Origin of the sequence: Burkholderia sp. B21-005, from assembly GCF_020843965.1 — a bacterium.
Taxonomy (GTDB): Bacteria; Pseudomonadota; Gammaproteobacteria; order Burkholderiales; family Burkholderiaceae; genus Burkholderia; species Burkholderia ambifaria.
This window is the reverse complement of sequence record NZ_CP086301.1, coordinates 2088604-2115049: the sequence shown is the minus strand read 5'-3', so window position 1 is coordinate 2115049 and position 26446 is coordinate 2088604. Positions and strand designations below refer to the sequence as shown.

At 68.0% G+C, this 26446-nt stretch carries 23 protein-coding genes and 1 tRNA gene; 10 read left to right on the top strand and 14 right to left on the bottom strand.

The window, feature by feature from the left end; genetic code table 11:
* Positions 1–327: 327 nt before the first annotated feature.
* The 3 genes from LMA02_RS09890 to mfd form a co-directional block, all read right to left on the bottom strand.
* Positions 328–1347: a threonine/serine dehydratase gene (locus LMA02_RS09890; RefSeq protein WP_228904614.1), complete on the bottom strand. Its 1020-nt coding sequence runs from the start codon at positions 1345–1347 to the stop codon at positions 328–330.
* A 62-nt stretch (positions 1348–1409) separates the two neighbouring features.
* Positions 1410–2630 (bottom strand): acetylornithine deacetylase, encoded by a 1221-nt coding sequence (gene argE, locus LMA02_RS09885; protein WP_105834009.1) that lies wholly within the window; start codon positions 2628–2630, stop codon positions 1410–1412.
* Between the two features lie 96 nt (positions 2631–2726).
* The gene (gene mfd, locus LMA02_RS09880) at positions 2727–6197 is read right to left on the bottom strand and encodes a transcription-repair coupling factor (protein ID WP_228904611.1); all 3471 of its coding nucleotides are present in this window, start codon (positions 6195–6197) and stop codon (positions 2727–2729) included.
* A gap of 108 nt (positions 6198–6305) precedes the next feature.
* On the opposite strand from mfd, the gene ispD reads away from it, so the two are divergent.
* Entirely contained in the window at positions 6306–7016 is a 711-nt protein-coding gene (gene ispD / locus LMA02_RS09875) for a 2-C-methyl-D-erythritol 4-phosphate cytidylyltransferase (protein ID WP_043173613.1), read from the top strand.
* A 29-nt stretch (positions 7017–7045) separates the two neighbouring features.
* Complete coding sequence (ispF, locus tag LMA02_RS09870) at positions 7046–7531, top strand: 2-C-methyl-D-erythritol 2,4-cyclodiphosphate synthase (protein ID WP_228904609.1); 486 nt, start codon at positions 7046–7048, stop codon at positions 7529–7531.
* Positions 7532–7691: 160 nt separating this feature from the next.
* On the opposite strand, the gene LMA02_RS09865 is transcribed toward ispF, so the two are convergent.
* The 4 genes from LMA02_RS09865 to ompR all read right to left on the bottom strand — a co-directional run bounded on the left by LMA02_RS09865 (position 7692) and on the right by ompR (position 11169).
* The gene (locus tag LMA02_RS09865) at positions 7692–8219 is read right to left on the bottom strand and encodes a carboxymuconolactone decarboxylase family protein (RefSeq protein WP_006752031.1); all 528 of its coding nucleotides are present in this window, start codon (positions 8217–8219) and stop codon (positions 7692–7694) included.
* Between the two features lie 76 nt (positions 8220–8295).
* Positions 8296–8844 (bottom strand): peroxiredoxin, encoded by a 549-nt coding sequence (locus tag LMA02_RS09860; RefSeq protein WP_006478563.1) that lies wholly within the window; start codon positions 8842–8844, stop codon positions 8296–8298.
* Positions 8845–9032: 188 nt separating this feature from the next.
* Entirely contained in the window at positions 9033–10394 is a 1362-nt protein-coding gene (locus LMA02_RS09855) for an ATP-binding protein (protein ID WP_175764088.1), read from the bottom strand.
* A 40-nt stretch (positions 10395–10434) separates the two neighbouring features.
* Entirely contained in the window at positions 10435–11169 is a 735-nt protein-coding gene (gene ompR / locus LMA02_RS09850; RefSeq protein WP_004192636.1) for a two-component system response regulator OmpR, read from the bottom strand.
* Positions 11170–11427: 258 nt separating this feature from the next.
* On the opposite strand from ompR, the gene LMA02_RS09845 reads away from it, so the two are divergent.
* The 3 genes from LMA02_RS09845 to LMA02_RS09835 all read left to right on the top strand — a co-directional run bounded on the left by LMA02_RS09845 (position 11428) and on the right by LMA02_RS09835 (position 14668).
* Positions 11428–11706: a hypothetical protein gene (locus LMA02_RS09845; protein WP_228904607.1), complete on the top strand. Its 279-nt coding sequence runs from the start codon at positions 11428–11430 to the stop codon at positions 11704–11706.
* A gap of 120 nt (positions 11707–11826) precedes the next feature.
* Positions 11827–13389, top strand: coding sequence for a DUF1800 domain-containing protein (locus tag LMA02_RS09840; RefSeq protein WP_228904604.1), 1563 nt, complete (start codon positions 11827–11829; stop codon positions 13387–13389).
* A gap of 67 nt (positions 13390–13456) precedes the next feature.
* Entirely contained in the window at positions 13457–14668 is a 1212-nt protein-coding gene (locus LMA02_RS09835) for a DUF1501 domain-containing protein (RefSeq protein WP_228904602.1), read from the top strand.
* A gap of 25 nt (positions 14669–14693) precedes the next feature.
* Here the strand turns inward: LMA02_RS09835 and hpnD are convergent, their stop codons facing one another.
* Positions 14694–15527 carry a presqualene diphosphate synthase HpnD gene (gene hpnD / locus LMA02_RS09830; RefSeq protein ID WP_228904600.1) on the bottom strand — a complete coding sequence of 278 codons (834 nt, stop codon included), beginning with the start codon at positions 15525–15527 and terminating at the stop codon, positions 14694–14696.
* A gap of 237 nt (positions 15528–15764) precedes the next feature.
* Here hpnD and LMA02_RS09825 point away from each other — a divergent pair.
* Positions 15765–15851: transfer RNA gene (locus tag LMA02_RS09825), tRNA-Leu, on the top strand.
* Between the two features lie 199 nt (positions 15852–16050).
* Positions 16051–16344: a hypothetical protein gene (locus LMA02_RS09820; RefSeq protein WP_228904599.1), complete on the top strand. Its 294-nt coding sequence runs from the start codon at positions 16051–16053 to the stop codon at positions 16342–16344.
* Between the two features lie 108 nt (positions 16345–16452).
* Here LMA02_RS09820 and LMA02_RS09815 read toward each other — a convergent pair whose 3' ends face one another.
* The 4 genes from LMA02_RS09815 to LMA02_RS09800 all read right to left on the bottom strand — a co-directional run bounded on the left by LMA02_RS09815 (position 16453) and on the right by LMA02_RS09800 (position 20197).
* A complete protein-coding gene (locus LMA02_RS09815; RefSeq protein WP_006752038.1) occupies positions 16453–16683 on the bottom strand; it encodes a hypothetical protein in 231 nt (76 codons plus the stop codon).
* Positions 16684–16784: 101 nt separating this feature from the next.
* Positions 16785–17894 carry a class II histone deacetylase gene (locus LMA02_RS09810; protein WP_228904595.1) on the bottom strand — a complete coding sequence of 370 codons (1110 nt, stop codon included), beginning with the start codon at positions 17892–17894 and terminating at the stop codon, positions 16785–16787.
* A gap of 16 nt (positions 17895–17910) precedes the next feature.
* Positions 17911–19128, bottom strand: coding sequence for an MFS transporter (locus LMA02_RS09805; RefSeq protein WP_228904594.1), 1218 nt, complete (start codon positions 19126–19128; stop codon positions 17911–17913).
* 22 nt (positions 19129–19150) lie between these two features.
* The gene (locus LMA02_RS09800; protein WP_228904593.1) at positions 19151–20197 is read right to left on the bottom strand and encodes a porin; all 1047 of its coding nucleotides are present in this window, start codon (positions 20195–20197) and stop codon (positions 19151–19153) included.
* Positions 20198–20492: 295 nt separating this feature from the next.
* Between LMA02_RS09800 and LMA02_RS09795 the strand changes: the two genes are divergently transcribed.
* A complete protein-coding gene (locus LMA02_RS09795; protein WP_228904591.1) occupies positions 20493–21638 on the top strand; it encodes a helix-turn-helix transcriptional regulator in 1146 nt (381 codons plus the stop codon).
* Positions 21639–21738: 100 nt separating this feature from the next.
* Positions 21739–22737 carry a 2-dehydropantoate 2-reductase gene (locus tag LMA02_RS09790; RefSeq protein WP_228904588.1) on the top strand — a complete coding sequence of 333 codons (999 nt, stop codon included), beginning with the start codon at positions 21739–21741 and terminating at the stop codon, positions 22735–22737.
* A gap of 271 nt (positions 22738–23008) precedes the next feature.
* Here the strand turns inward: LMA02_RS09790 and LMA02_RS09785 are convergent, their stop codons facing one another.
* Both LMA02_RS09785 and LMA02_RS09780 read right to left on the bottom strand, forming a co-directional pair.
* The gene (locus tag LMA02_RS09785; protein WP_166726741.1) at positions 23009–23458 is read right to left on the bottom strand and encodes a MarR family winged helix-turn-helix transcriptional regulator; all 450 of its coding nucleotides are present in this window, start codon (positions 23456–23458) and stop codon (positions 23009–23011) included.
* 62 nt (positions 23459–23520) lie between these two features.
* Positions 23521–24666: a glycerate kinase gene (locus tag LMA02_RS09780; RefSeq protein WP_228904586.1), complete on the bottom strand. Its 1146-nt coding sequence runs from the start codon at positions 24664–24666 to the stop codon at positions 23521–23523.
* 386 nt (positions 24667–25052) lie between these two features.
* Between LMA02_RS09780 and tig the strand changes: the two genes are divergently transcribed.
* Positions 25053–26399, top strand: coding sequence for a trigger factor (gene tig, locus LMA02_RS09775; RefSeq protein WP_228904585.1), 1347 nt, complete (start codon positions 25053–25055; stop codon positions 26397–26399).
* Positions 26400–26446 lie beyond the last annotated feature (47 nt).

The following is a 26446-nucleotide window of genomic DNA, read 5'->3' as shown; positions in this document are numbered from 1 at the left end:
ATGCCGACCGATTCCTGCCGTTAGCGCGCGCGGTACGCGTGCCGGATCGCTATGAATCGTATGTGCGTGTCGGCGGTATCGTCGGTGACGATACGGACCACGAAACTCGCTTCGCGAATGATCCGGCCGGTGGGGCGAGCCGTGCGATGGCCGCGGCGCCGCCACGCCGCGGCATGTGTGCTCGGCGGCGTCGTCTGCCTATTTCGCGTCCGGCCCGCTTCGTGCGGGTAAAACGCTGCGCGCTCAACCACTTGCGTGTTTGCCCGGCGGGTTATCAACAGGGCTGTCAACATAAACTGGGGATAACCCGGAGCACCATGCGCAGGTTCAGTGCTGCAGTTTCGCGTGCGCGAGATGCATGCCGAGTGTCGCGGGGTCGGTATTCGTGCCCGACAGCAGCACGCCGACCCGCTTGCCCTGCAAGGTCTCGCGCAGCGGGCCGAGCAGCGCCGCGAGCGCCGCCGCGCACGCCGGTTCGACCGACAGCTTCAGGTGTGAGAACAGGAACAGCATCGCCGCGCGCAGCGCGTCGTCGGACACCGTGACGATGCGGTCGAGGTGGCGCCGGCACAGCTGGTAGCTGTATTCCTCGGTGTGCGGCGCCATCAGCGAATCGGCGATGGTCTGCATTGCGCTCATCTTGATCGTGTGATTCGCCGCGAAGCTGCGGCACATCGCGTCGGCGCCTTCCGGCTCGACGCCGTACACGTGCACGCGCGGATTCGCGAGCCGCAGCGCGGTCGCCATGCCGGCCGCGAGCCCGCCGCCGCCGATCGGCACGATTACCGCGTCGAGATCGGGCGTCTGCGTCGCCCATTCGTAGCCGAGCGTCGCGGTGCCGAGAATCGTGTGATAGCCGTTGAACGGATGGATGAAGAAGCGGCCTTCCTCGGCCTCGATCCGCCGCACGAGGTCGAACGCCTGCGACGCGCTGCCGGCGAGCACGACTTCCGCGCGGTACTGCTTGCACTGCGCGATGCGCGTCGGGCTTGCGGTATGGAACATCACGACCTTCGCACTGCTGCCGAGCCGCATCGCCGCATACGCGACGGCCGCCGCATGATTGCCGGCGGAGACACACGTGACGCCGGCGTTCTTGCGTGCTTCGTCGAGTGCCAGCAGGTGCGTGAACGCACCGCGCGCCTTGAAGCTGCCGCTCGCCTGCAGCAGCTCGAACTTGAAGTTGACGTGCGTGCCCTCGAGGGACGGCAGGTCGGCGCGCTCGAACACCGGCGTGCGCGCGACCCACGGCGACAGCGCGAAATGTTGCGCGGCGATTTCGTCGAGCGTCGGAATCGGCTCGCCGTCGATCGTCGTATGGGCAGTGCCCTGTTGTTCAGTCGACATGACGTGGCGGGTGGCGGGGGTGGGGCCGGCCCGCACACGCAGGCCGGCGTGGCGGGGGGCAGTCAGTGTGCGTCGACCGACATGCTGCGGATGAACTTGCGCAGGAACTGCTCGCAGGCGGCGAGCTGCGCGAGCTCGACATATTCGTTCGGCTTGTGCGCCTGCTCGATGTTGCCGGGCCCGCACACGACGCTCGGGATGCCCGCGCGTTCGAACAGGCCGGCCTCGGTGCCGTACGCGACCTTGCGCTTGTCCTGGTCGGCCGTCAGCGCGCGCACGAGCTGCGTGATCGCGGCCTGTTCCGTCGCGTCGAGGCCGGGTGCTGCCGCGATCTTCGAGAACTCGATCGCCGCGTTCGGATGTTCGCGCAGCATCTGCGGCAGCAGCGTTTCCTGTGCGTACGCTTCGATGCGCGTGAAGATCTGCTCGGGATCGAGCGTCGGCAGGTTGCGGAACTCGAAGTCGAACCGGCATTCGGCCGGCACCGTGTTGATCGCGTTGCCGCCCTGGATCGTGCTCGTCTGCGCGGTCGTGAACGGGACGTCGTACAGCTCGTCGAACGGGCCTTCGGCACGGAAGCGCTCGGCGATGTCGCGGATGTGGCAGATGAGGCGCGCGGCGTATTCGATCGCGTTCAGGCCCTTCGGCGTCAGCGACGAGTGCGCGGCGTGACCGCGCACGCAGCAGCGGTACGCGTTGATGCCCTTGTGCGCGATGATCGGCCGCATGCTGGTCGGCTCGCCGACGATGCAGCCGGACGGCTTCACGCCGCGCTTGACGAGATCGGCGATCAGCAGCGGTGCGCCCGCGCAGCCGATTTCCTCGTCGTAGGACAGCGCGAAATGAATCGGCTTCGCGAGCTTCGTCGCCTGCATCTCGGGCAGCAGCGCGAGCGCCGTGCCGATGAAGCCCTTCATGTCGCAGGTGCCGCGGCCGTACAGGCGGCCGTCGCGGATTTCCGGCGCGAACGGGTTGCTGTCCCACTGCTGGCCGTCGACCGGCACGACGTCGGTGTGCCCCGACAGCACGATGCCGCCGTCGGTCGAGCCGTCGTGCGCGGGCACGGTCGCGAACAGGTTGGCCCAGCCTTCGCGCGGATCGTGCGTGAGCGTCGACACGATGCCCTTCGCGGCAAGGGCGTCGCGCACCGCTTCGATCAGGCCGAGGTTCGGTACGCGGCTCGTCGTGTCCATCGACACCAATTGCTTGATCCAGGGCAGGCTGACGAGCGAAGCGTCGCCTTGGTCGGCGGCGGACGGCGCCGTCGCGTCGAGAGTGGACATGGCAAAACTCCGTCTGAGGAATGGGAAAATCATACTCAAAAACGCGTCGGCCCGCCTTTGCCGGCCGCGATGCGGTGCAGCATCGCGGCCGCGGCGTCAGCGTGCCGCGCTCGCGGCGTCGGCGCGCGGCGCGAGCGCGCGCAGCGTTTCCTTGATCGTCGACACGCGGATCGCGAGATCGGGCGAGCGCGTCTCGATGCGCAGCTTGTCCTGGCCCGCGAGCTTGATGTGCCGGTGCTTCTGTACCATTTCGATGATGCGCATCGGATCGATCGGCGGGTTCGGCTCGAACTGCAGCCCGATCGCGGCCTCGCTCGCGTCGATCTTGACGATGCCGAGCGGCTTCGCGGCCAGCCGCAGCCGGTGCGTCTCGACCAGCGCGTGCGCCTGCGGCGGCAGCTTGCCGAAGCGATCGATCAGCTCTTCCTGGATGCCGTCGATCGCGTCGCCGTGCTCGCAGTTCGCGAGACGCTTGTACAGCGACAGCCGCTCCTGCACGTCCGCGCAGTAGTCGGCCGGCAGGATCGCGGGCGCATGCAGGTTGATTTCCGTCGTCGCGGCGAGCGGTGCGGTGAGGTCGGGCTCCTTGCCGTTCTTCAGCGCCTTCACCGCGTCGTTCAGCATGTCGGTGTATAGCTGGAAGCCGATCTCGTGGATCTCGCCCGACTGCTTGTCGCCGAGCACCTCGCCGGTGCCGCGGATCTCGAGGTCGTGCATCGCGAGATAGAAGCCCGAACCGAGTTCCTCCATCTGCTGGATCGCCTCGAGCCGGCGCTGCGCCTGCTTGGTCAGCGACTGCGGATCGTGGACCAGCAGGTACGCATACGCCTGGTGGTGCGAACGGCCGACGCGGCCGCGCAGTTGGTGAAGCTGCGCGAGGCCGAACTTGTCCGCGCGGTGCATGATGATCGTGTTCGCGCTCGGCACGTCGATGCCGGTCTCGATGATGGTCGTGCACAGCAGCACGTTCGCGCGCTGCGCGACGAAATCGCGCATCACGCGTTCGAGTTCGCGCTCGTGCATCTGGCCGTGCGCGATCACGATGCGCGCTTCGGGCACGAGTTCCTCGAGCATCGCCCTGCGGTTCTCGATCGTCTCGACCTCGTTGTGCAGGAAGTACACCTGGCCGCCGCGTTTCAGCTCGCGCAGCATCGCCTCGCGGATCACGCTTTCTTCCTCGCGGCGCACGAAGGTCTTGATCGCGAGCCGCTTCTGCGGCGCGGTCGCGATCACCGAGAAGTCGCGCAGCCCCTCGAGCGCCATCCCGAGCGTACGCGGGATCGGCGTGGCGGTCAGCGTCAGCACGTCGACTTCCGCGCGCAGCGCCTTCAGCGCTTCCTTCTGGCGCACGCCGAAGCGGTGTTCCTCGTCGATGATCACGAGGCCGAGGCGCTTGAACTGCACGTCCGACGACAGCAGCTTGTGCGTGCCGATCACGATGTCGACGGTGCCTTCGTTGATCTGCGCGATCGCCGCATTCACTTCCTTCGTGGTCTTGAAGCGCGACAGCTCGACGATGCGCACCGGCCAGTCCGCGAAGCGGTCGACGAAGGTCTGCGTGTGCTGCTCGGCGAGCAGCGTGGTCGGCGACAGCAGCGCGACCTGCTTGCCGCCCATCACCGCGATGAACGCGGCGCGCAGCGCGACCTCGGTCTTGCCGAAGCCGACGTCGCCGCACACGAGGCGGTCCATCGGCTTGCCGCTCGTCATGTCGCCGATCACGGCCGCGATGGCCGCGGCCTGGTCGGGCGTTTCCTCGAAGCCGAAGCTCTCCGCGAACTTCACGTAGTCGCGTGGCTCGAGCGCGAACGCATGGCCTTCGCGGGCCGCGCGGCGCGCGTACAGGTTCAGCAGCTCGGCCGCCGTGTCGCGAATCTGTTGCGCGGCCTTGCGCTTCGCACGCTCCCACTGGCCCGAGCCGAGCGCGTGCAGCGGTGCGCTGTCGGGATCGGCGCCGCTGTAGCGCGAGATCACGTGCAATTGCGCGACCGGCACGTAGAGTTTGCTGTCGCCCGCGTATTCGAGGTGCAGGAATTCGGTCTCGCCTTCGCCGAGATCCATCGACACGAGGCCCATGTAGCGGCCGATGCCGTGCTGCGCATGGACGACCGGATCGCCGACCTTCAGCTCGGACAGGTCGCGCACCATCGCATCGACGTTGCTCGCCTGTTCCTGGCGGCGGCGGCCCGCGCGCCGGCCGAGCGCGCCGTACAGCTCGGTTTCGGTGACGATCGCGTAGCCTTCGCCCGGCACCGCGAAGCCGCTCGCGAGCGGCGCGACACCGAGCGCGAACGGCGCATCGCTTTCGAGCCAGCCCGCGAAGTGGTCGTTCGACGCGGGGCGCAGGTGATGCTCGGCGAGCAGTTGCAGGATCGTTTCGCGGCGGCCGGCCGATTCGACCGTCAGCAGCACGCGCTTGCCCGACGATTCGACGAACGTGCGCAGCGCGGCGAGCGGATCGTCGGCATGGCGATCGACCGTGAGCTCGGGCAGGCCCGTCGCCCAGCCGCCGGCCGGCTGCGCGGGCAGCACGACGCGCGCGAACGGCTTCGCGAACGCGAAGAAATCCTCGTCGGACAGGAACAGGCGCTGCGGCTCGAGGATCGGCCGCTCGCGGTCGTGCGCGAGGAACGCGTGGCGCTGCTTCGTATCGGCCGTGAAGCGGCGGATCGACACCTCGAGATCGCCGGTGAACACGAGGTGCGCGTCCTGCGGCAGGTAGTGGAACAGCGTGGCCGTCTCGTCGAAGAACAGCGGCAGGTAGTACTCGATGCCGGCCGACGGCACGCCGTTGCCGATGTCCTTGTAGATCGGCGCGCGGCTCGGGTCGCCTTCGAAGGTCTCGCGCCAGCGGCTGCGAAAGGCCGTGCGCGCGGCTTCGTCGAACGGAAACTCGCGGCCGGGCAACAGGCGCACGTCGCGCACCGGGTAGAGGCTGCGCTGCGTATCGGGATCGAACGCGCGGATCGAGTCGACCTGGTCGTCGAACAGGTCGATCCGGTACGGCAGCGGCGAGCCCATCGGGTACAGGTCGATCAGCGAGCCGCGCACGCAGTATTCGCCGGGCCGCACGACCTGGCTCACGTGTTCGTAGCCGGCCAGCGTGAGCTGCGCCTTCAGCTTCGCCTCGTCGAGCCGCTCGCCCTGCGCGAACGCGAAGGTGTACGCGGCCATGAACGACGCGGGCGGCATCCGGTACAGCGCGGTGGTCGCGGGCACCAGCAGGATGTCGCAGCGGCCCTCGCCGAGGTCGTGCAGCGTCGCGAGGCGCTCGGAGACGAGATCCTGGTGCGGCGAGAACGTGTCGTACGGCAGCGTTTCCCAGTCCGGCAGCAGGCGCACGCGCGCATCGGGCGAAAAGTAGCGGAGTTCCTGCGACAGCCGCTGCGCGTCGACCGCGTTCGCGCAGATCACCGCAAGGAGCGGCACCGCGGCGCGGTTCTCGGCGAGATAGCGGGCGATGGCGAGTGCGTCGGCGGAGCCGTGCGTGCCGTCGAAGGCGAACCGCTGGCCCGGTTTGACGCGGGCGACGGGCGAGGCGAACGGGATGGAAGCGTTGTCTGGCATAGGGACGGCAGGGGTGGCGGGCACGGGCGCGGCGCGGTGCGCCGGTCGAGACGAAAGACCTATTATAAAATCCGCTTCTCGATTTCATCTTTCCGGCGTTTCCACTTCGTGACTCCCCGACTTTTCGCCCTGATTCCTTGCGCCGGCACGGGCAGCCGCTCCGGTTCGGCCGTGCCGAAGCAATACCGCACGCTGGCCGGCCGCGCGCTCCTGCATTACACGCTCGCCGCGTTCGACGCGTGCAGCGAATTCGCGCAGACGCTCGTCGTCCTCGCGCCCGACGACACGCACTTCGACGCGCGCCGCTTCGCGGGCCTGCGCTTCGCGGTGCGCCGCTGCGGCGGCGGCTCGCGGCAGGCGTCGGTGCTGAACGGCCTGCTGGAGCTGGGCGAATTCGGCGCGACCGACCAGGACTGGGTGCTCGTGCACGACGCCGCGCGCCCCGGCATCACGCCGGAGCTGATCCGCACGCTGGTCGCGGCGCTGAAGGACGATCCGGTCGGCGGCATCGTCGCGCTGCCGGTGGCCGATACGCTCAAGCGCGTGCCGGCCGGCGGCGACGCGATCGCCCGCACCGAGTCGCGCGACGCGCTGTGGCAGGCGCAGACGCCGCAGATGTTCCGCATCGGCATGCTGCGCGACGCGATCCTGCGCGCGCAGCGGGAAGGGCACGACCTGACCGACGAGGCCAGCGCGATCGAATGGGCCGGTCATACCCCGCGCGTCGTGCAGGGCAGCCTGCGCAACTTCAAGGTCACGTACCCGGAAGATTTCGCGCTCGCCGAGGCAATCCTCGCGCGCGCCACGAACGCTTCCTGACTTTCACCTCATCTCACACCGGAATACGCATGGATTTCAGAATCGGACAAGGCTACGACGTGCACCAGCTCGTCCCGGGGCGCCCCCTCATCATCGGCGGCGTGACGATTCCGTACGAGCGCGGCCTGCTCGGCCATTCGGACGCGGACGTGCTGCTGCACGCGATCACCGACGCGCTGTTCGGCGCGGCGGCGCTCGGCGACATCGGCCGTCATTTCTCCGACACCGACGCCGCGTTCAAGGGGGCGGACAGCCGCGTGCTGCTGCGCGAGTGCGCCGCCCGCATTAAGGCGGCCGGCTTCACGATCCAGAACGTCGACAGCACCGTGATCGCGCAGGCGCCGAAGCTCGCGCCGCATATCGACGGGATGCGCGCGAACATCGCGGCCGATCTCGGGTTGCCGCTCGAGCGCGTGAACGTGAAGGCGAAAACCAACGAGAAGCTCGGCTACCTCGGCCGCGGCGACGGCATCGAGGCGCAGGCCGCCGCGCTGCTGGTGAAAGAGGGCGCGTGAGCGCCTGAGGCCGGTTTGACGCCGGCCCGAAGCGGCGCGCAGGTTGCGCCGCCGCAATGAAAAATGCCACGCGCTTGCGTGGCATTTTTCATTTTTGGCCCGGAGCGGCGGGTGCGGCGTCGAATGACCGCCGCACCGCGCTGCCGGCCGCGCGGTGCGCTTACTCGCCTTCGGCGGCGATCACCTGCGCGGCGGCGTTGATCACCGACGCGATGCGGCCGACGTCGCGCAGCTGCGTCGTCGTCATCCCTTGCTCGTTCTTCAGCAGCGCATAGTGCGACTTCACGCAGAAGTGGCACTTGCCGACGATCGACGCGGCGAGCGCGTACATCTCGAAGCGGCGCTTGTCGACGCCGCCGTGCGACGCATACGCGCCCATCCGCAGCTCGGCGCGCTGCGTCTTCAGGTCGGCGTCGTCGGCCATCTCGACATACGGATACCAGGTGTTGTTCATCCCCATCAGCGCGGCCGCCGTCAGCACGGCGTTCGTCTCTTCGGGCGACAGCACGCCGGCTTCACGGATCGTCTTCACGAGCACGGTGCTCTTCGCCGCGACCGCCGCCGCCAGCGCCACGCCGACCGCATCGTTGCCTTCGAGCGACGAGCGCGAGATCGTGCCGTCGAGGTTCAGGCGAATGTCCTTCGCGTAGTCGGGGATACGCGCCTTAATCGAGTCGATGAATTCCATTGATATCTCCTATGGGTTGGCCGTTAAAAAAGCCCGCAGGCAGGACGTGCGCCGCGGGCTTCGTGCATCGATGCGCTTACAGCGTTGCGCCGCCGACTGCACGGTTGCACGGGCACAGTTCGTCCGTTTGCAGGCCGTCCAGAATGCGCAGGACTTCTTCCGGGCTACGGCCGACGTTCAGGTTGTTCACCGAAACGTGCTGGATCGTGTTGTCCGGATCGACGATGAACGTCGCGCGCAGGGCCACGCCGGCTTCCTTGTCGCGCACGCCGAGCTGGTCGATCAGCTCGCCCTTGACGTCGCCGAACGAGTAGTGGTTCAGCTTGTCGAGGTCCTTGTGCTCACGGCGCCATGCGAGCTTCACGAATTCGTTGTCCGAGCTGCCGCCCAGCAGGACGGCGTCGCGCTCTTCGAACTGCTTCGTCAGCTTCGCGAACTCGACGATTTCCGTCGGGCACACGAACGTGAAATCCTTCGGATAGAAGTAGATGATCTTCCACTTGCCCGGGAACGACGCTTCGGTGACGGTCTCGAACGCCGACTGGCCGTTTTCCTCGTGATTGTTGAAGCCCGGCTTCGCGGCTACGACGGTGAATGCTTCGAGTTTATCGCCCACGGTTTTCATGCGGATACTCCTGTATGAGTTGGGAAGAAGACTGAGTCAAGCTACCTCGGTGCTGCAACGTTGATGTGACAGCATGCGAAGACTGTAACACTATTAACCAGGCGATTCAATAGATTTTGACTAACGATCCCCATAGTTTTTTTCAACCGCGGCGATAGTGTGACGCGCAAGCGGCGTGCGCGAACGCGTCACGCCGTCGCACGCGCCTTGCCGGCGCCGGGAAATTCGAGCGTGACTTCGAGGCCCGCGTCGGGGCTGCGGTTGCGCAGGCGCAGCGCGCCGCGATAGCGGCCGACGAGGCGCAGCACGATCGCCATGCCGAGCCCCGTGCCGTCCGCCTTGGTGCGCGCCGTGTCGACGCGGTAGAACGGCCGCATCACGAGCGGCAGCTGGTCCTCGGGGATGCCGGGGCCTTCGTCGCTCACCGACAGCTCGACCCGCGCGTGCGTCACGCGCGTCTCGAGCGTGATGCGCGACACGCCGTCCTGCCGGCTCTGGCCGTATTTGCGCGCGTTCTCGACGAGGTTGCCGATCACGCGGCGCATGTCGGTCTCGTCGGCTTCGATCACGGCGCTCGGCGCGAGCCGCGTGCGGATCTCGACGCCGTCCTCGCTCGACACGCGCGCGGCGACTTCGTGCGCGATCGACGACAGGTCGACCGGCTCCGGCTTGCGCTGGGACGGACGCGCGTAGTCGATGAAGGCGGCGATGATGCGGTCCATCTGTTCGATGTCGTCGACCATCGCATCCTTGGTCGCCTGGTCGGACGGACTCATCTCGGTCTCGAGCCGCAGCCGCGCGAGCGGCGTGCGCAGGTCGTGCGAGATGCCCGCGAGCATCAGCGCGCGATCGGCCTCGAGCTGTTCGAGGTCGCGCACCATCTGGTTGAAGCTGCGGTTGGTCTCGGCCGCGACGCCCATCCCGCGCTCGGGCAGCAGCTCGGGCGTCTGGCCCGAGCCGATCTGGCGCGCGGCGAGCGCGAGCCGCGAGAACGGCCGGTTCACGAGGCTCGTGATGAACGCGGAGCCGAACAGCGACAGCGCGAGCGCGAACAGGCCCCAGCCCGCCCACTGCAGGCCCGTGACGCTGTCGAGCTGGTCGCGGTCGAGCGCGACCCAGTAGTCATCGTCGTCGATCTTGAAGCTGATCCACACGCCGGGGATGTCGTTGACCGACTGCGCGATCACGGTCTCGTCGCCAAGCCGGCTGCGGATATCGTGTTCGATCAGGCGGTTCAGCGATTCGTCGGGCTGCAGCTTGAACTTGTCGGTTTTTTCGCGCGGGTAGACGCGCACGCCCTCGTTGCTCTCGAGATCCTGCAGCAGCGCGCGCCGCAAATCGGGATCGGAATAGAGCAGGGCGGTGCGCGTGAGCTTCACGATCGCGACGAGCTGGAGCGCGACGCGCTGCGCACGCGGCTCGCGCTCGATCACGCGAAAGCTCTGGAACCACGCGGCGAGACTGACCGAGATCAGCAGCGCGATCAGCAGGAAGGTGCGCCAGAACAGCCCGCCGAACGCGAGCTGCAGGAGGCGCCGGTCGATACGCATGGGACGGGCCGAGGACAGGCGAAACCGGAAAGGAAAAAGATCAGGCGGCGCCGTCCGGAATGAACACGTAGCCGAGGCCCCAGACGGTCTGGATGAAACGCGGGCTGCCCGGATCCGGTTCGATCAGCTTGCGCAGGCGCGAGATCTGGACGTCGAGGCTGCGGTCGAACACTTCGTATTCACGGCCGCGCGCGAGCTCCATCAGCTTCTCACGCGACAGCGGCTGGCGCGGATGGCGCGCGAACACCTTCAGCACCGAGAATTCGCCGGTCGTCAGCGGAATTTCCTGGCCCGACTTCGTGAGCGTGCGCGTCGCGAGGTTCAGCGAGAACTCGCCGAACTCGAATACCTCGGTGGTTTCCGACGGCGCGCCCGGCAGTTCGGCCGGCGCCTGGCGGCGCAGCACCGCGTGAATGCGTGCGACGAGTTCGCGCGGGTTGAACGGCTTCGGCAGGTAGTCGTCGGCGCCCATCTCGAGGCCGACGATGCGATCGACATCCTCGCCCTTCGCGGTGAGCATGATGATCGGCGTGCGATCGTTGCTGCCGCGCAGGCGGCGGCAGATCGACAGGCCGTCTTCGCCCGGCAGCATCAGGTCGAGCACGAGCAGGTCGAAGCGCTCGCGCACCCAGAGCTTGTTCATCGCAGTCGCGTTCTCCGCGACGTATACGTTGAAACCCTGCTCGCCGAGATATCGGCGCAGCAGATCGCGCAGGCGCGGGTCGTCGTCGACGACGAGAATCTTGGAGGGGTTTTTCGTTTCCATGAGCGGCATCTTATCGCGAATGGGAAATCACGCACGGTCGCGTAATTTCGCGCGTTACAGTCCGTTACAAAATTTACCCGTAGTGTCGCGCGGAGTAAAGGCACGCTATAGAGATTCCTTTACTCGAAGCCGGAGTTCGGTAGATACTCCCCTGCACTCCATCTTTCATCTTTGTACACCCGAATTCCGCAGGGTTTTTCAAGTACCAGAGGTAACCGGTTGCCGCGTGACGAAGCGAACAAATCGACCAGAGAAGCGAGGACGGTCATGCGATCTGCGCGGATTGCACTGATGCTGACGATCGCACTTGCCGGTCCATATGCGTCGAACTTCGCGTATGCGCAGCGCCCCGAGCCGGGCGCATCGTCGCGCAAGCTGCCGCGCGGCAAGGCGCCGCAGTCCGACCGCGCCGCCGACACGGCGGTCCGGTCCGCCGTGCCTCCCGATCTCGACCAGCACCGCCGCGACGGGCACATGACGCCCGAGGAGCGCCACCTGCTGCGCCAGCACATCGAGGACGCCGTTCGCGAGCTGTACAAGCGCTGACACGCACGCGTGCTCGCACGGCAACGAAAGATTCCGTAGCAATTTTCCCGTCAACTTTCGCATGCGTGCTGCCGTTGAACCTGCATCCGCACCGCCGGTGCGTTCCGGGAGTCCACGACGATGAAAGCGAACGCTGCCACCCCGGCATCGCCCGCGATGCAGGCGCCGCTCGACGCCGACGACGCGCTGTTCTTCCTGAGCCGTACCGGCTTTTCTCCCGCACCGGCCGAGGTCGCCCGCATCGTCGGCATGACGCGCGCGCAGGTCGTCGCCGACACGCTCGGCAACGTGCGCCGCGACCCCGTGACGCCCTGGCCCGACTGGGTCGCCGAGTTGCCGCCGACCCGCGCGCAGCGCCAGGCGCTGACGCCCGACATGCGGCGCGACGAGCAGCGCGAACGCAATCGCCGCTACGATGCGTTGCGCGCGGCGTGGGTCAACGAGATGGTCGCGACGCCGTCGCCGCTCACCGAGCGCATGACGCTGTTCTGGCACGGGCACTTCACGTCCGGGCAGGACAAGGTCCCGTATCCGCAGACGATGGCCGCGCAGCATGCGCTGTTTCGCCGCGAGGCGCTCGGCAGCTTCGACACGCTGCTGCATGCGGTCGCGAAGGATCCGGCGATGCTCCAGTATCTCGACGGCGCGAGCAATCGAAAGGGACGCCCGAACGAGAATTTCGCGCGCGAGGTGATGGAGCTGTTCACGCTCGGCGAAGGGCACTACACGCAGCACGACGTGACCGAAGCCGCGCGCGCGATGACCGGCTGGAGCGTCGATCCCGATACGTTGCGCTTCGTGGCGCGGCCCGAGTGGCACGACACCGGCGACAAGACGATACTCGGCGAGACCGGTGCGTTCGACGGCGACGGGTTTCTCGACATCCTGCTGAAGCGGCCCGACACCGCACGCTTCATCGCGGGCAAGCTGTGGCGCGAGTTCGTGTCCGATACGCCGGACGCCGGCGCGCTCGAGGTCGTGGCCGAACGGTTTCGCGCGAGCGGCTACGACATACGCACGGCGCTCGCCGCGCTATGGTCGACCGACGCGTTCTGGGACCCGGACAATCGCGGCGTGCTCGTCAAGTCGCCGGCCGAGTTCGTCGTCGGGTCGGTGCGACTGTTCGACGTCGCGTACGGCGATCCGCAGATGCTCGCGAACACCGTGCGCACGCTCGGGCAGAACCTGTTCTATCCGCCGAACGTGAAGGGCTGGCCGGGCGGCGCGATGTGGATCAACAGCACCACGCTGCTCGCGCGCAAGCAGTTCGTCGAACAGCTGTTCCGCGCGACCGAGGCGGCCGGCATGCGGGCACCCGCGCATGCGATGGCGCAGCCGTTGCCGAATGCGCGTGCGCATGCGATGCCGGTTGCGGACACCGCCTCCGGTGCCAGCATGCCCGGGGCCGGTATGCCCGGTGCCGGTACGCCCGGTGCCGGTACGCCCGGTGCCGGTATGCCCGGCGCGCCGGTCAAGCCGGCACGCGGCGGCCTGCGGTTCGACCTCGAACGCTGGCTCGCGCAGTATCGTGTCCGGCCGCAGGCGCGCGCCGGCTTGTCCACCGAGCTTCAACTGCAGCACGCGGTGCTGCCGGTGTCGCCGGTCGCGGCGATCGATACGGACTCGACCGGCAGCGCGTATCTCGAGGCATTGCTGATGGATCCGGCCTATCAACTGAAATGACCGAAACGACGACGAACAGGCGTGCTGCAGCGGCGGCCATGCCGCGCGGCGAACCGAAGGATGCACGATGAACCGACGTGATTTTCTGACGCTCACGGGCGCCGCGGCCGCGGCGGGCGTGTCGTTGTGGCAGCCGGCCGCGCAGGCGGCTTCGATGGCCGCGGCGGGGCGGGCCGGCTATGCGAACGTGCTGATCCTCGTCGAGCTGAAGGGTGGCAACGACGGCCTCAACACGGTGGTGCCGTATGCGGATCCGCTCTACTACCCGTTCCGCCGCGGCATCGGCATCAAGCGCGACCAGGTGCTGCAGCTCGATGAACATACGGGGCTGCACCCGGCGCTCGCGCCGCTGATGCCGCTGTGGCGCGACGGGCAGGTCGCGATCGTGCAGGGCGTCGGCTATCCGCAGCCGAACCTGTCGCATTTCCGTTCGATCGAGATCTGGGATACCGCGTCGCGCTCGGACCAGTACCTGCACGAAGGCTGGCTCACGCGCACGTTCGCGCAGGCGCCGGTGCCGCCGGGCTTCGCGGCGGACGGCGTCGTGCTCGGCAGCGCCGAGATGGGACCGCTCGCGAACGGCGCGCGCGCAATCGCGCTCGTCAATCCCGCACAGTTCATCCGCGCGGCGCGGCTGGCCGAGCCGTCGTCGTTGCGCGAACGCAACCCGGCGCTCGCACACATCATCGACGTCGAGAACGACATCGTGAAGGCAGCGGACCGGCTGCGCCCGCGCGGCGGGATGCGCGAGTTCAGGACGGCCTTTCCGGCCGGTACGTTCGGGACGTCGGTGAAGACCGCCATGCAGGTGCTCGCGGCATGCGAAGCGTCGGGGCCCGGCGCGCAGGACGGCGTCGCGGTGCTGCGGCTCACGCTCAACGGGTTCGACACGCACCAGAACCAGCCGGGGCAGCACGCCGCGCTGCTCAAGCAGTTCGGGGAAGGGATGAGTGCGATGCGCGACGCGCTGATCGAGCTCGGGCGCTGGAACCAGACGCTCGTGATGACGTATGCGGAATTCGGACGGCGCGTGCGCGAGAACCAGAGCAACGGCACCGATCACGGTACCGCTGCGCCGCACTTCGTGATGGGCGGCCGCGTGGCCGGCGGGCTGTACGGTGCGGCGCCCGCGCTCGGGCACCTCGACGGCAACGGCAACCTGCCGGTCGCGGTCGATTTCCGTCAGCTGTATGCGACCGTGCTCGGGCCGTGGTGGGGACTCGATGCGACGCGCGTGCTGCAGCAGCGCTTCGACACGCTGCCGCTGCTGAAGGTGTGATGGGGGTCGCGCGTTGCGGCGCGGGTCAGCGGCGGCGCGCGGCGCGCCATGCGATCCACAGCTTGCGGATCGGCGTCAGCGCGATGCGCTGGTGCAGCACCTGGTAGCCGTCGCGCTCGATTTCGTCGAGCAGCGCGCCGGCCAGTGCGATCTGCGCACGCAGCGTGCGTTGCATGCGGCGTTCGGAGGCGGGGATCGCTGCTTCGGCGGCGGCGAGCGCTTCGCGCGCGCGGGCCGTCTGAAACTGCAGCAGCTCGGTGAAGGCCGGGCTGTAGCGGCGGTTCAGCAGGTCGGCCGCGGTCACGTTGTAGCGTTGCAGTTCGTCGATCGGCAGATAGATGCGGCCATGGCGCGCATCGTTGCCGAGCTCCTGAACGAATTGCGCGAGCATCAGCGCGTGGCCGGCATTCGCGGCCCACGGCTGCGGGTCGGCCGGATTCGCGGCGCTTGCGCGCGCGACCAGCGACGCGAAGGTGCCGCCGACCTGCGCGATGTAGCGTTGCAGGTTCGCGAAATCCAGGTAGCGCGCCTGTTCGAGATCCATCCCGTAACCGTTCACCAACGTGCGCAGCGCATCGGCTTCGGCCGCGATCGCCGGGTGATGCTGCGCGAGCGCCTTCGTGACCGGGTGCGACGGTTCGCCGGCGGCGAGCGCCGCGAGTTCCTTGTGCCACCACGCGAGCTTCGTGTGTCCGACGGTCGGGTCGCTGGTTTCCTTGACGGTTTCCTCGAGTTCGCGGCGCAGCGCGAACAGGGCGGTCAGGCGCGGTTCGGCGGCGAGCGGCGCCTGGCGCAGCGCGTAGTAGACGCTGGAGCCCGCGGGGGCGGCCTTTTGCTGACAGTAGTCGTCGAAGTTCACGGGTGGGATCGTGGCGGAGGCGGGTTCGGGGGCGCGCGCCGGCGCGTGGCCGGCACGTCGAGCGCGGCATTCTAGCACCGCTGTCCGGCGGGCGCCGGCGGGGCGAGACAATGCTGCACAGATCGGGTAGAATCTCGCGCTCGCCTGATCGGGCGTGCCGGTTTTCGGACCGGCATGAAGTCCCGGGCGCGTGGAGAACGCATCTTGCGTGCCGCGCGGTCAGGTGACGGACAATGCGCGTGAGTGGCGAAATTGGTAGACGCACCAGGTTTAGGTCCTGACGCCCGCAAGGGTGTGCCGGTTCGAGTCCGGCCTCACGCACCAGAAGTTGGACGCGCTCCCGTCAGGGGGCCGTTCCCGAAAAAGCGCTGCCGGTCGACCGACCGGCAGCGCTTTTTTCTTGACGCCGGTGTTTTTCTCCGCCGGGGATCCGTCCACGCGCACGCACGGAAAATCGTGCCTGGCGAGTGTAATATCGTGCTCACTTTACCTATAAGAAGCACAACTACACCGAGGGCAATCGATGAAGACCACCGTGTACGCCCCGATTTCCGTTCTGGCGCTGATGCTCGCCGCGCCGGCATGTGCATCAACGCCCGCCGATAACATCGCATGGAGCACCGGGCCGGCGCAGACGGTTGCATCGTCGTCGGTGTGCTCTGCTTATTTGGGGCGCGTGATTTCGAGCGGTGACCGGATGACGACGGAAACCGTGCTGAAAGCGGTCGGCAGGGCGCTGGCCGGCACAGCACCCCCCCTCGTCATTGGCGCGCACCAGGGCGCAGCCCCCAATCCGTGCGCGCGGCCCGGCTTGTGATGGGCGCGCAAGCGAACCGCAGCGATCATCGCTTCACCCTGAATCAAACCCGATAACCCGCGTCGCGCATCGCCCAACCGCAGCGCTTTGTCGTTTTGAGTGACGCGTCTAGTCCCAGAAACTCCGCACCGCGACCGCCACGATCACCGGCACCGAAAACACCAGCGGAATCGCGAAATACTGCGCTTCGCGATCGACGATCCAGCTATAGATCAACCACGCCACGCCGATCGCGAACGTGATGAGGCCGACCAGCACGGCGGCGATATTCAGAGCCAGCTTTGAAGGCTGGCGGCGCGCTTTGTCGTTGGTGTCGGGTTCGCGCGGAGACGATTTCATCTGACGAGGGGCCTGGCAAGTGTAAAAGCACAGGAAACCCCATCCGCATCGATCGCGCAAGGGCCGGCGCATGCCGGCCCCGTATCTTGTGTGAAGGCGCGTTACAACCCGAACGACGCCGCCAGTTCGTCGAGCAGTTCGCGCTGGAACGCGACGAACCGCTCGCCCGGCTGTTGCGCGATCGCGAGGTCGAGCATCGGATCGGCGACCTCGGTGCGCACGCCGGCCAGTTCCTCGACGATCGCGAGCCCGCAGAACGGCACGTACGCCTCCGAATACCCGCCTTCATGGACGATCACGAGCCGCCCGCCGCAGTGGCGCTGTGCTGCGTCCTTCACCGCCCGCGTCATGAACCGGTAGCTGTCGGTATTCAGCAGCATGCGCGCGAGCGGATCGACCGCGCTCGCGTCGAGGCCGCTCGCGACGACGATCAGTTCCGGCCGGAACCGTTCCAGCGCCGGCAGCACGATCCGCTCGAATGCATACCGATACGCGTCATCGCCGCTGCCTGCCAGCAACGGCACGTTCAGGTTCGCCCCGACGCCCGCGCCTTCGCCGCGGTCGCCGCCGCCGCTGTAGCCGGGCGGAAAGCAGCGGTCCTGATGCAGCGAGATCGTCAGCGTGTCCGGATCGTCGTAGTAGATCGACTGCGTGCCGTTGCCGTGATGCACGTCCCAGTCGATCACCGCGACGCGGCCGATGCCGTGCTTCGCGCGCGCGGCCTCGATCGCGATCGGAATGTTCGCGAGCAGGCAGAAGCCCATCGGGCGATCGCGCAGGCAGTGATGGCCGGGCGGCCGCGACAGCGAGAACGCGTTGGCCGCATGCTCGGCGACGACGGTGTCGATCGCCGCGATCGCGAGGCCCGCGGACAGCGTGGCGATCTCGTAGCTGCCCTTGCCGAACGGCGCGAGATCGCCGAGGTCGCCGCCGTGCGCATCGCTGAGCGCGCGGAACGCGTCGAGATAGCTCGCCGGATGGATGCGCAGCAGATCGCCGGGGGTGGCCGGCGCGGCGCCGCGCATGTCGAGGTGAGCGGCAAGGCCCGACGCCTGCACGAGCGACAGGAAGCGGCGCTTCGAATCGGGAGACTCCGCGTAGCCGGCGCTCGATGGCGGCTGGACCCAGCCGCCGACCGGGAAGAACAGCGCGTGTGTGCCGCCGGTGTGCCAGAAGGTGCGTTCGTCGGTGAAGAAGGCAGTGCGATTCATGGATGAGCTTGACCTGTCACGGTTGGGAAGAAACGGAAGTCATGGGCGTGCGCGCGCGGCGATCGATATGGCGCAGCGCGGCGAACGACGCGATCGCGCCGGCGGTGGCGGCCGCGAACAGCGCATGCATCGTGCCGCCGGCATCGAGCAACAGCCCCGCGAGCAGCGGGCCGGCCGCGAGGCCCGCACCGATCACGAAATTGAGCGTCGCGACGAGGCGCCCCGACGTATCGATCCGCGCGACGGTCGCGAGCATGAACGGCAGCACGAACGTCCATGCGAACTTGAACGCGAAGATCGCGGCGCTGTAGCCGCTCGCATCCGGCAGCGCGGCGAGTGCGACGAGCGATGCCGCGAGCAGCGCGTAACCGGCGGCCAGCATCGCGCGCCGGGCAAGCCGGCCGCCCGCGCACGCTGCGAGCGCTGCGCCGGCAATCCCCATCACGCTCGCGATCGCGAGCACGTTGCCGGTCGACTGCGAATCGAGTCCGGCTTCCGCTGCCGCGCGGCTCGCGAACGTCCACACGCTGCCGATCGCGAGATAGAACGTCAGCACCGCGCCGATCGCGAGCGCGACGAAACGTCGTGATGCATCCGCCGCGGCGCCGCGCGCGGCCTGCGCCGATGCGGTCCGTGCACCGAGCGTCGCCGGAAAGCCGCGCGACAGCGGCGCCGCGAGCAGCGCAAGCACGGCCAGCGCGACATACAGCGCGCGCAGCCCGAACGCGGCGAACACGTGAGGCAGCACGAACAGGCCGATCGCGCCGGCGGTCAACTGGCCGACGACCCACAGTCCATACACGCGATCGCTGTTCTCGCTCGTGGCCGCGCTGGTCATGCAGAGCACCATCAGCGAGCCGCCGCCGAGCGCGGTGACGGCACGCAGCGCGAGCAGCGCGGTGAAGCCGGGCATCCACAGCGCGGTCAGCAGGTTTCCCATACCGAACAGGGCGATCGCGCAGGCAGCGACGCGGCGCGCATCGACGCGGCCGAGCCACAGGTACGACGGTACGGTTGCGAGGCTGAACGCGCCGAGTTCGACGAAGAAGTAAGTGCCGATCTGCGACGCGGACAGCCCGAGCTGCGTCGCCAGCTGACCGGCGACGGCCGGCGCGACGAGCAGCAGCAGCGGCGTGATGGCCGCGAACACGACGAGTGCGACGAGTGTCGAGCGCGCGAAGGGCGCTGCGCGGCCGTCGCACGGCAGTGCGGCATCGGAGCAAAGGGTTTTCATGGCGGGATCTCGCTGGACGGAATCAGAACAGGTGGTACATGCCGACCATCGCGCCGAACTGCGATGCGCCGGCAAGCGGCGTTGGGTCGTATTCGTAGACGGTCTGCGAGCTCTGGCCGCTGTTGCGCGCGTAGCCGAGGTTCGCGTAGGCGACGGTGCGTTTCGACAGCGCGTAGGTGGTGCTCGCGATGAACAGCGTCGGGTGGCCGATCGCCGGCGTGTGCGAATCGGTGTGGTAGACGCCCGCGTTCAGTCCGACTCCGCTCGAGGTCAGGTAGCGCGCGCCGCCCCACACGATCGTGCGCGCCGCCTCGAGGTCGCCGCCCAGGCGTTCGACGCCCGCATAGACGGTGAGCGGCAGTGATGCGAATGCATAACGTGCGGCGAGCGTGCCGAGGTCGCGGCGGCGTGCGGACGCGTCGTCCGCGGCGGATGCGTCGCCGTGCGCCTGATGCAGCACCGCACTGACCGACAACCCGTTGCTCGTGTACTGGCCGCCGAGTTCGAGCACGCGCCCGGCGCGCGCATTGCCCGCGACGCCGGCCGTCGCCGCGAGGGCCTCGACGTCGAAGCCGGCGAACGTCGGCGACTGATACTTGATCGAGTGGTCGATGAAGTTCGCCGTCATCGGCACGATCACGCCCTGGCCGCTGTACGACGCGTACCACAGCGGGTCGTAGAACAGCGTCTTGTCGAACAGCACGCTGAATTGCCGGCCGAGCGTGACGGTGCCGGCCGGGCCCGCGATACCCACGTACGCGCCGCGAAAGAAGGCGTAGCCGGGGACGGTCGCGGTGCCGTCGTTGAGGTTGAGGCCCTGTTCGAGCTTGAACAGCGCGCGCCAGCCGCCGCCGAGATCCTCGTGGCCCTTCAGTCCGACCTGCGAAGGCAGGATTCCGTAGTTCTGCAGCTGCACGGCCGCGTGCCGTCCGTCGGCATGCGTCAGGTACTGCACGCCGGCATCGAGCGCGCCGTACAGCGTGAGGGTCGATTGCGCGTGCGCGGCAACGCTGCACGCGGCGAGCGCCGCGGCGGCCGTGGCCGTGCGGATGAAGCGGGGTGTCATCACGTGGGGTTCTCCATACCGTCCTGCATCGTGTGTTGTTGTCGCGACGCAGTGTCCGCAGCGGGAAAGCGGGCGAACAGTCGTGCAGATGAACGGTGTGGAAAACCCGCGGTGCGCGGCGTGGACGTGCCGCGACGCCGCGATGCGGCGTGCTGCGCGGCAGCAACGGGGGCGTACCGTTCAAATGGATGGGGCTGGCGTGTGTTCCGGCAGCGACGCCCGCCAAAAATGCCGGTCGCTATAATCGGCCGGTCTGCGTTGCGCGCATCAGCGGCCCGGTCGGGCAGGGGAGCGGAAGGTGAGGATCACGACGGATATCGGGCAGGATCTCGACGCGCTGCGCGACGTGCCGGCTGCGATCGTGCTCGACGAATCCGCATGGCCGGCGTTGCCGTCACGGCGGGCCGATTTCGACGGCGTGACGCGCGGCGATGCAGCGCAGCGCGAACTCGGCCTGATGCTGCTCGACCTGTACGCGGTCGCCGCGCAGTCGGGCATCGGCGAATTCGAGTGCCGCTTCTTTTCGCTGCTGCAGGCGCTCATCCCCTTCGACGCCGCGTGGACCGGCGTCGCAACGCACGTGCCGACCGGCCCCGTGATGCACAACAGTTTCCTGTATCGCCTTCCGCACGCGTTCTTCAGCGACTGGAAACGCGTGCGCGACTGCGATCCGCTCGCGCAACGCACGCTGCTCGGCGCACACGGTCGAGCGGTGCGCCTGTCGGTCGTCGAACCGGGGTTCGACGCGCGGTTTCGCGACTGGTGCGTGAAGTACGGGCTGGCTCAGTTGATGTGCGTGTGTACGCTCGATCGCCGCTTCGGGTTGACGACCTTCATGTCGATCTATCGCCAGGGCCTGAATCGTCCGTTCACTGACGACGATGCGAGCCGCTTCGAGGAAGTGATCCCGCATCTGGCGGCCGCGCTGACGATCAACCGCGCGGCGCAGCTCACGCGCGAGCGCGACGACGCGGTTGCGCCGGCGGCACGAGCGCTGTGCGACAACTTCGGCGTGCTGCATCACGCCGATCACGGCTTCGACGACGTGCTGCGCACCGAATGGCCGACGTGGACGGGCCCGCGCGTCCCGGAGCCGCTGGTCGCGCATGGGCGGCGTCAGTCGGGCCAGCCGTTCATCGGCGAGGCGTTGCGCATCCAGTGCGTGCCCGTTGCGGGGCTGTTCCAGATCGAGGCACGGCCGCGCTCGCTGCTCGACCGGCTGAGTCCGCGCGAACTGGCGGCGATCCGCTATTACGGCACCGGGCGCTCGCACAAGGAGGTCGCGCAGCAGATGGCGATTTCGCCGACGACCGTGCGTCACTACCTGCGCTGCGCGTACCGCAAGCTCGGCATGCACGACAAGAGCCAGATCGCCGGCGTGCTCGGCGCGGCCGGCGGCCCGAGCGTCGACGAGCCGCCGGGGGCGAGCGGCGCGTCGCGCTGAATCGCTCGTGCGAAGCGATGCTGCGGGCGCTTGCGTAAATGGTTGTGCCCGCAACCATTGAGCGTTATGCTCGTCAGCTCCCAGCAGACGGAATTCCATCATGAACGACACGAATTCAGGGTCGGTGCGCGCCGCGGTGGTCGGTGTCGGCGCGATCGGCGGATTGCTCGCGGCTGCGCTGTCGCGCGCCGGCATGACGGTGAGCGCCTACGCGCGTGGCGCGACGCTCGATGCGCTGAATGCGCACGGCGTGCGCGTGATCGACGAGGCGGGCGCGGTGTCGTCGGTCCCGGTGCGCGCGAGCGACGACGCGGCCGCGCTCGGCGTGCAGGACTACGTGGTGATCGCGCTGAAGGCGCAGGCGTTGCCGGCGCTGGCCGCGCGCATCGCGCCGCTGGTCGGGCCCGGCACGGTGATCGTCGCCGCGATGAACGGGCTGCCGTGGTGGTTCACGCACGGGCTCGCGGGCCCGCTCGACGGCGTGCGGCTCGACGCGGTCGACCCGGACGGTGCGGTCTCGGCGGCGCTGCCGCCCGAGCAGGCGATCGGCTGCGTCGTGCACCTGTCGTCGAGTACCGATGCGCCGGGTGTCGTGCGCCGCGGCCGCGGCAACCGCCTGATCATTGGCTCGCCCGATGCGCGCCTTGACGCGCCGACGGCACGATTCGCAGCGGCGCTCGCCGCGGGCGGCTTCGACGTCGAATCGACGCCGGCGATCCGCACCGAGATCTGGGCGAAGCTGTGGGGCAACATGAACATGAATCCGTTGAGCGCGCTCACGGGTTCGACCGCCGAGCAACTGCTCGACGATCCGTTCACGCGGGATCTCGCGTTGCGGATGATGGAGGAGGCGGCCGCGATCGGCGCGAAGCTCGGTCTCGATGCGGGGATGGGCGGGCCGGAGCGGATCGCCGTGACGCGCAAGCTCGGCGCGTTCAAGACGTCGATGCTGCAGGATTTCGAGGCCGGGCGACCGCTCGAGATTGGGCCGATCCTCGGCGTGTTTCCGGAACTGGGGCGCAAGCTCGACGTGCCGACGCCGTATTGCGACGCGGTGCTGGGGTTGCTGCGTCAGCGCGCGGCGAACAGCGGGCTATAGCGCAAGGGGATCGCCGCGGCGATGGTCTGGCCTGATGAAGAACGACGGGCAGTCGTTCGATACATGCCCGGCAGGGAAAACCGGGCCGCCGCCCATGCGCTTGCGCGATTCACTCGACTGGGACGACTGGGGCGATCTGCAGGATTCGTCTGAATAAAGCGGCGGGCGCTGGATCGCTCGTGACGCCTCTGCGCGGCCAGCGTGGCGATTCCGGTGCATGCGCCACACATTCGCAACGCGGGTAGGGCACGGATCGCGCCGGCCGGGCGATTCACTCGTCGCGTTCGACCGCGTGCGCGACCACCTTGTCGAGCAGCCGCTCGAACGTCTGGCGCTCGTTGTCGGACAGGCATGCGAGCAAGCCTTCATTCCACTTGCGCACGATCGGCATGATCCGACGATGCAGCGCGCGACCGTCGGTCGTCAGCGCGATCAGCACGATCCGGCCGTCGTCCTCGCTCGCGCTGCGCTCGAGCAGCCCCTGGCGCAGCAGCGCTTCCGCCGCGCGGCTCGCCTGGCTCTTGTCGAGATTGGTGTGGCGTGCGAGATCCATGATCGAAAACGGACCGAAGGCGCCGACGGCGGCGATCACGCGCGCCTCGGGCAGCGAGATGTCCAGCTTGTGCCGGTACACGTCGGCGATCCCGCGGTCGGATCGCTTCGCGAGCGCATGGAGGCGATAGGTCAGAAACTGATCGAGCCCGGCTTGACGGCCTTTCATGTCGAATCCTGAAGAAAAAGGGCGGGCCCGATTGTTCCTGTATCGCGCGCTCGGGTCAACGGTCAGTGTGCGCCGTACTTCAGCCGTGTCAACTGCTCAGCTTCGTTCGCGAGCAGATTCGCCGCGTCGCGGATCGCGACGTCGAGCGTGATCGGCCCGGGTGCCGGTGAGAAGCAGCCGGCGAAGTGTTCGGACAGGCGCGGCAGCGCGGCCGGGTCGACGGCGCCCGACAGCAGCGACGCGGGTACGCCTGTGGCCTGCGCGTGACGGCAGGCGATGAACGGCGCCTTGCCGTGCAGCGTCTGCACGTCGGAGCGGCCTTCGCCGGTGATCAGCCAGTCGGCGCCGACGAGCGCCGCGTCGAGCCCGACCTGGCGCGCGACGACCTCCGCGCCGGCTTCGAACCGCGCGCCCAGCATGTGCAGCGCAAAACCGAGGCCGCCCGCGGCGCCGGCACCGGCCAGGTCGCGGCCGCGCCGGTCGAGCGCCGCCTCGAGCACGTCGGCGAAGTGGCCGAGCGCGGCGTCGAGGGTCGCGACTTGCTCGGGCGCCACGCCCTTTTGCGGACCGAACACCGCGGTCGCGCCATGCGCGCCCGTCAGCGGATTGTCGACGTCGGACATGCCGATGAATTCCGCTTCCTTCAGGCGCGGATCGAGCCCCGACGCGTCGATCCGCGCGATGTCGGCGAGCCGCGCGGGGACGGGCTCGACCGGCTGGCCGGCCGCGTCGAAGCATTGCAGGCCGAGGCCCGCAAGCAACCCTGCGCCCGCGTCGTTGGTGCTGCTGCCGCCGAGCGCGACGAAGAAGCGGCGCACGCCTTCGTCGAGCAGCGTGCGGATCGCTTCGCCCATCCCGCGCGTGCTGCGCGCGTCGACCGGCACGCTCATGCCGACCGCGTCGGTGATGCCGACGATCTCGGCCGTCTCGACGATCGCGGTGCGCGCGTCGATCACGCCGACCGCCGCGTCGCGTGCCGCGAGCGACGCGCCGGCCACCCGCAGCGCACGACGCGTGCCGCCGCCTGCCAGCATCGCATCGAGCGTGCCTTCGCCACCGTCGGCCATCGGGCAGCAGCGCACGATCGCGTCGGGCCGGGCCCGGCGGATGCCGGTGGCGATCGCGTCCGCGACCTGCTCGGCGGAAAGCGAGCCTTTGAACGAATCGGGCGCGATGACGACGACAGGCGCGGACGGGTGGTGCGGCATGGTGTCTCCGGGAAGCGTAATTGGTGTGAAAAATGGGGCGGCGACGGTGGCGCACCCTCAATCGGAGCTTACAGGATGGCGGGCACGCGGTGGATACGGCGTTCGGCATAGCGACAATCCGCGCGCATTGCCTTGCACGGGCGCGGGCGGCACGCGGGTGCGCACCCCTGTCATGAGGGATCTGGCGGTACGAGGAAAATTGTTTGCTAGAATAGTCGATTCTTCCGGCCAAAGCCGTGCTCCGAGCCGCTTGCGCTAGCCATTCGGCGCGTGCAGGGATGGCGTGGCGCTCCGGCGCGGCGTGTGCATGTGATGCACATCTCGCCGCAGGCAGGCACGGCAAGGAAAACCCGATTCGCTCGAATAATTTTAGGACGATTGAAGCCATGGCTAACGTTGTTGAGAACCTCGGCAAGCTTGAACGCCGCGTGACGATTTCCCTGCCGAAAGACACCGTGCAGAAGGAAATCGACGCCCGTATCCAGAAACTCGCGAAGAACGTTCGCATGCCGGGTTTCCGCCCGGGCAAGGTGCCGCTTAAGATGGTCGCCCAGCAGTACTCGGGTCAGGTCGAAGCGGAAGTGCTGAGCGACAAGATCGGCCAGGAATTCTTCACGATCAGCCGCGCGGAAAACCTGCGCGTGGCCGGCCAGCCGAGCTTCGAGCCGAAGCAGGAGCAGGCCGAGGACGCATACGCGTTCGACGCGACGTTCGAGGTGTACCCGGAAGTGAAGATCGGCGACCTGGCGATGGCTGAAGTCGAGCGCTCGACGACGTCGATCGGCGACGCCGAAATCGACCGCACGCTGGACATCCTGCGCAAGCAGCGCGTGCACTTCCACGCTCGCGGCGAAGCCGGCGAGCACGGCGACGGCGGCGCGGACACCGCGGCGAAGAACGGCGACCGCGTGACGGTCGACTTCGTCGGCAAGATCGACGACGTCGCGTTCCAGGGCGGCACGGCCGAAGACTTCCCGTTCGTGCTCGGCGAAGGCCGCATGCTGCCGGAATTCGAAACGGCGGCGCTCGGCCTGAAGGTCGGCGAAGCGCGTACGTTCGACCTGAAGTTCCCGGACGACTACCACGGCAAGGACGTGGCGGGCAAGACCGCGCAATTCACAGTCACGATGAAGAAGATCGAGTGGCCGCACCTGCCGGAAATCGACGGCGAATTCGCGAAGTCGCTCGGCATCGAAGACGGCGACCTGACGAAGATGCGTGCCGAGATCAAGGAAAACCTCGAGCGCGAAGCGAAGCGCCGCACGCAGTCGATCGTCAAGAACCAGGTGATGGACGCGCTGCTGAAGATTTCCGAACTCGACGTGCCGAAGGCGCTGATCGAGCAGGACCAGCAACGCCTCGTCGAAATGGCTCGCCAGGATCTGGCGCAGCGCGGCGTGCCGAACGCGAAGGACGCACCGATCCCGGCCGAGATGTTCGCCGAGCAGGCAGAGCGTCGCGTGAAGCTGGGCCTCGTGCTGGCCGAGCTGGTGAAGTCGAACGGCCTCGAAGCGAAGCCGGAACAGATCCGTGCGGAAGTCGACGAGTTCGCGAAGAGCTACGAAGACCCGAAGGAAGTGGTCCGCTGGTATTATTCCAACCAGCAGCGCCTCGCCGAGATGGAAGCGTTCGTCGTTGAAAGCAACGTCGTCGACTTCGTGCTGGGCAAGGCAAAGGTGACGGACAAGGAAGTGAGCTTCGAGGCACTCGCGAGCGCATCGGCGCAAGCGTAAGTTTCGCTCTAGCGGCGTGCCGGCTGTCTGAGCGACGGCCTGCACGC

What these genes read in the sequence shown, in the direction of transcription:
- LMA02_RS09890 (WP_228904614.1), bottom strand. Translation starts at nt 1,347, where the DNA reads ATGTCGACTGAACAACAGGGCACTGCCCATACGACGATCGACGGCGAG.
- argE (WP_105834009.1), bottom strand. Translation starts at nt 2,630, where the DNA reads ATGTCCACTCTCGACGCGACGGCGCCGTCCGCCGCCGACCAAGGCGAC.
- mfd (WP_228904611.1), bottom strand. Translation starts at nt 6,197, where the DNA reads ATGCCAGACAACGCTTCCATCCCGTTCGCCTCGCCCGTCGCCCGCGTC.
- ispF (WP_228904609.1), top strand. Translation starts at nt 7,046, where the DNA reads ATGGATTTCAGAATCGGACAAGGCTACGACGTGCACCAGCTCGTCCCG.
- LMA02_RS09865 (WP_006752031.1), bottom strand. Translation starts at nt 8,219, where the DNA reads ATGGAATTCATCGACTCGATTAAGGCGCGTATCCCCGACTACGCGAAG.
- LMA02_RS09860 (WP_006478563.1), bottom strand. Translation starts at nt 8,844, where the DNA reads ATGAAAACCGTGGGCGATAAACTCGAAGCATTCACCGTCGTAGCCGCG.
- LMA02_RS09855 (WP_175764088.1), bottom strand. Translation starts at nt 10,394, where the DNA reads ATGCGTATCGACCGGCGCCTCCTGCAGCTCGCGTTCGGCGGGCTGTTC.
- ompR (WP_004192636.1), bottom strand. Translation starts at nt 11,169, where the DNA reads ATGCCGCTCATGGAAACGAAAAACCCCTCCAAGATTCTCGTCGTCGAC.
- LMA02_RS09845 (WP_228904607.1), top strand. Translation starts at nt 11,428, where the DNA reads ATGCGATCTGCGCGGATTGCACTGATGCTGACGATCGCACTTGCCGGT.
- LMA02_RS09840 (WP_228904604.1), top strand. Translation starts at nt 11,827, where the DNA reads ATGAAAGCGAACGCTGCCACCCCGGCATCGCCCGCGATGCAGGCGCCG.
- LMA02_RS09835 (WP_228904602.1), top strand. Translation starts at nt 13,457, where the DNA reads ATGAACCGACGTGATTTTCTGACGCTCACGGGCGCCGCGGCCGCGGCG.
- LMA02_RS09820 (WP_228904599.1), top strand. Translation starts at nt 16,051, where the DNA reads ATGAAGACCACCGTGTACGCCCCGATTTCCGTTCTGGCGCTGATGCTC.
- LMA02_RS09815 (WP_006752038.1), bottom strand. Translation starts at nt 16,683, where the DNA reads ATGAAATCGTCTCCGCGCGAACCCGACACCAACGACAAAGCGCGCCGC.
- LMA02_RS09810 (WP_228904595.1), bottom strand. Translation starts at nt 17,894, where the DNA reads ATGAATCGCACTGCCTTCTTCACCGACGAACGCACCTTCTGGCACACC.
- LMA02_RS09805 (WP_228904594.1), bottom strand. Translation starts at nt 19,128, where the DNA reads ATGAAAACCCTTTGCTCCGATGCCGCACTGCCGTGCGACGGCCGCGCA.
- LMA02_RS09790 (WP_228904588.1), top strand. Translation starts at nt 21,739, where the DNA reads ATGAACGACACGAATTCAGGGTCGGTGCGCGCCGCGGTGGTCGGTGTC.
- LMA02_RS09785 (WP_166726741.1), bottom strand. Translation starts at nt 23,458, where the DNA reads ATGAAAGGCCGTCAAGCCGGGCTCGATCAGTTTCTGACCTATCGCCTC.
- LMA02_RS09780 (WP_228904586.1), bottom strand. Translation starts at nt 24,666, where the DNA reads ATGCCGCACCACCCGTCCGCGCCTGTCGTCGTCATCGCGCCCGATTCG.
- tig (WP_228904585.1), top strand. Translation starts at nt 25,053, where the DNA reads ATGGCTAACGTTGTTGAGAACCTCGGCAAGCTTGAACGCCGCGTGACG.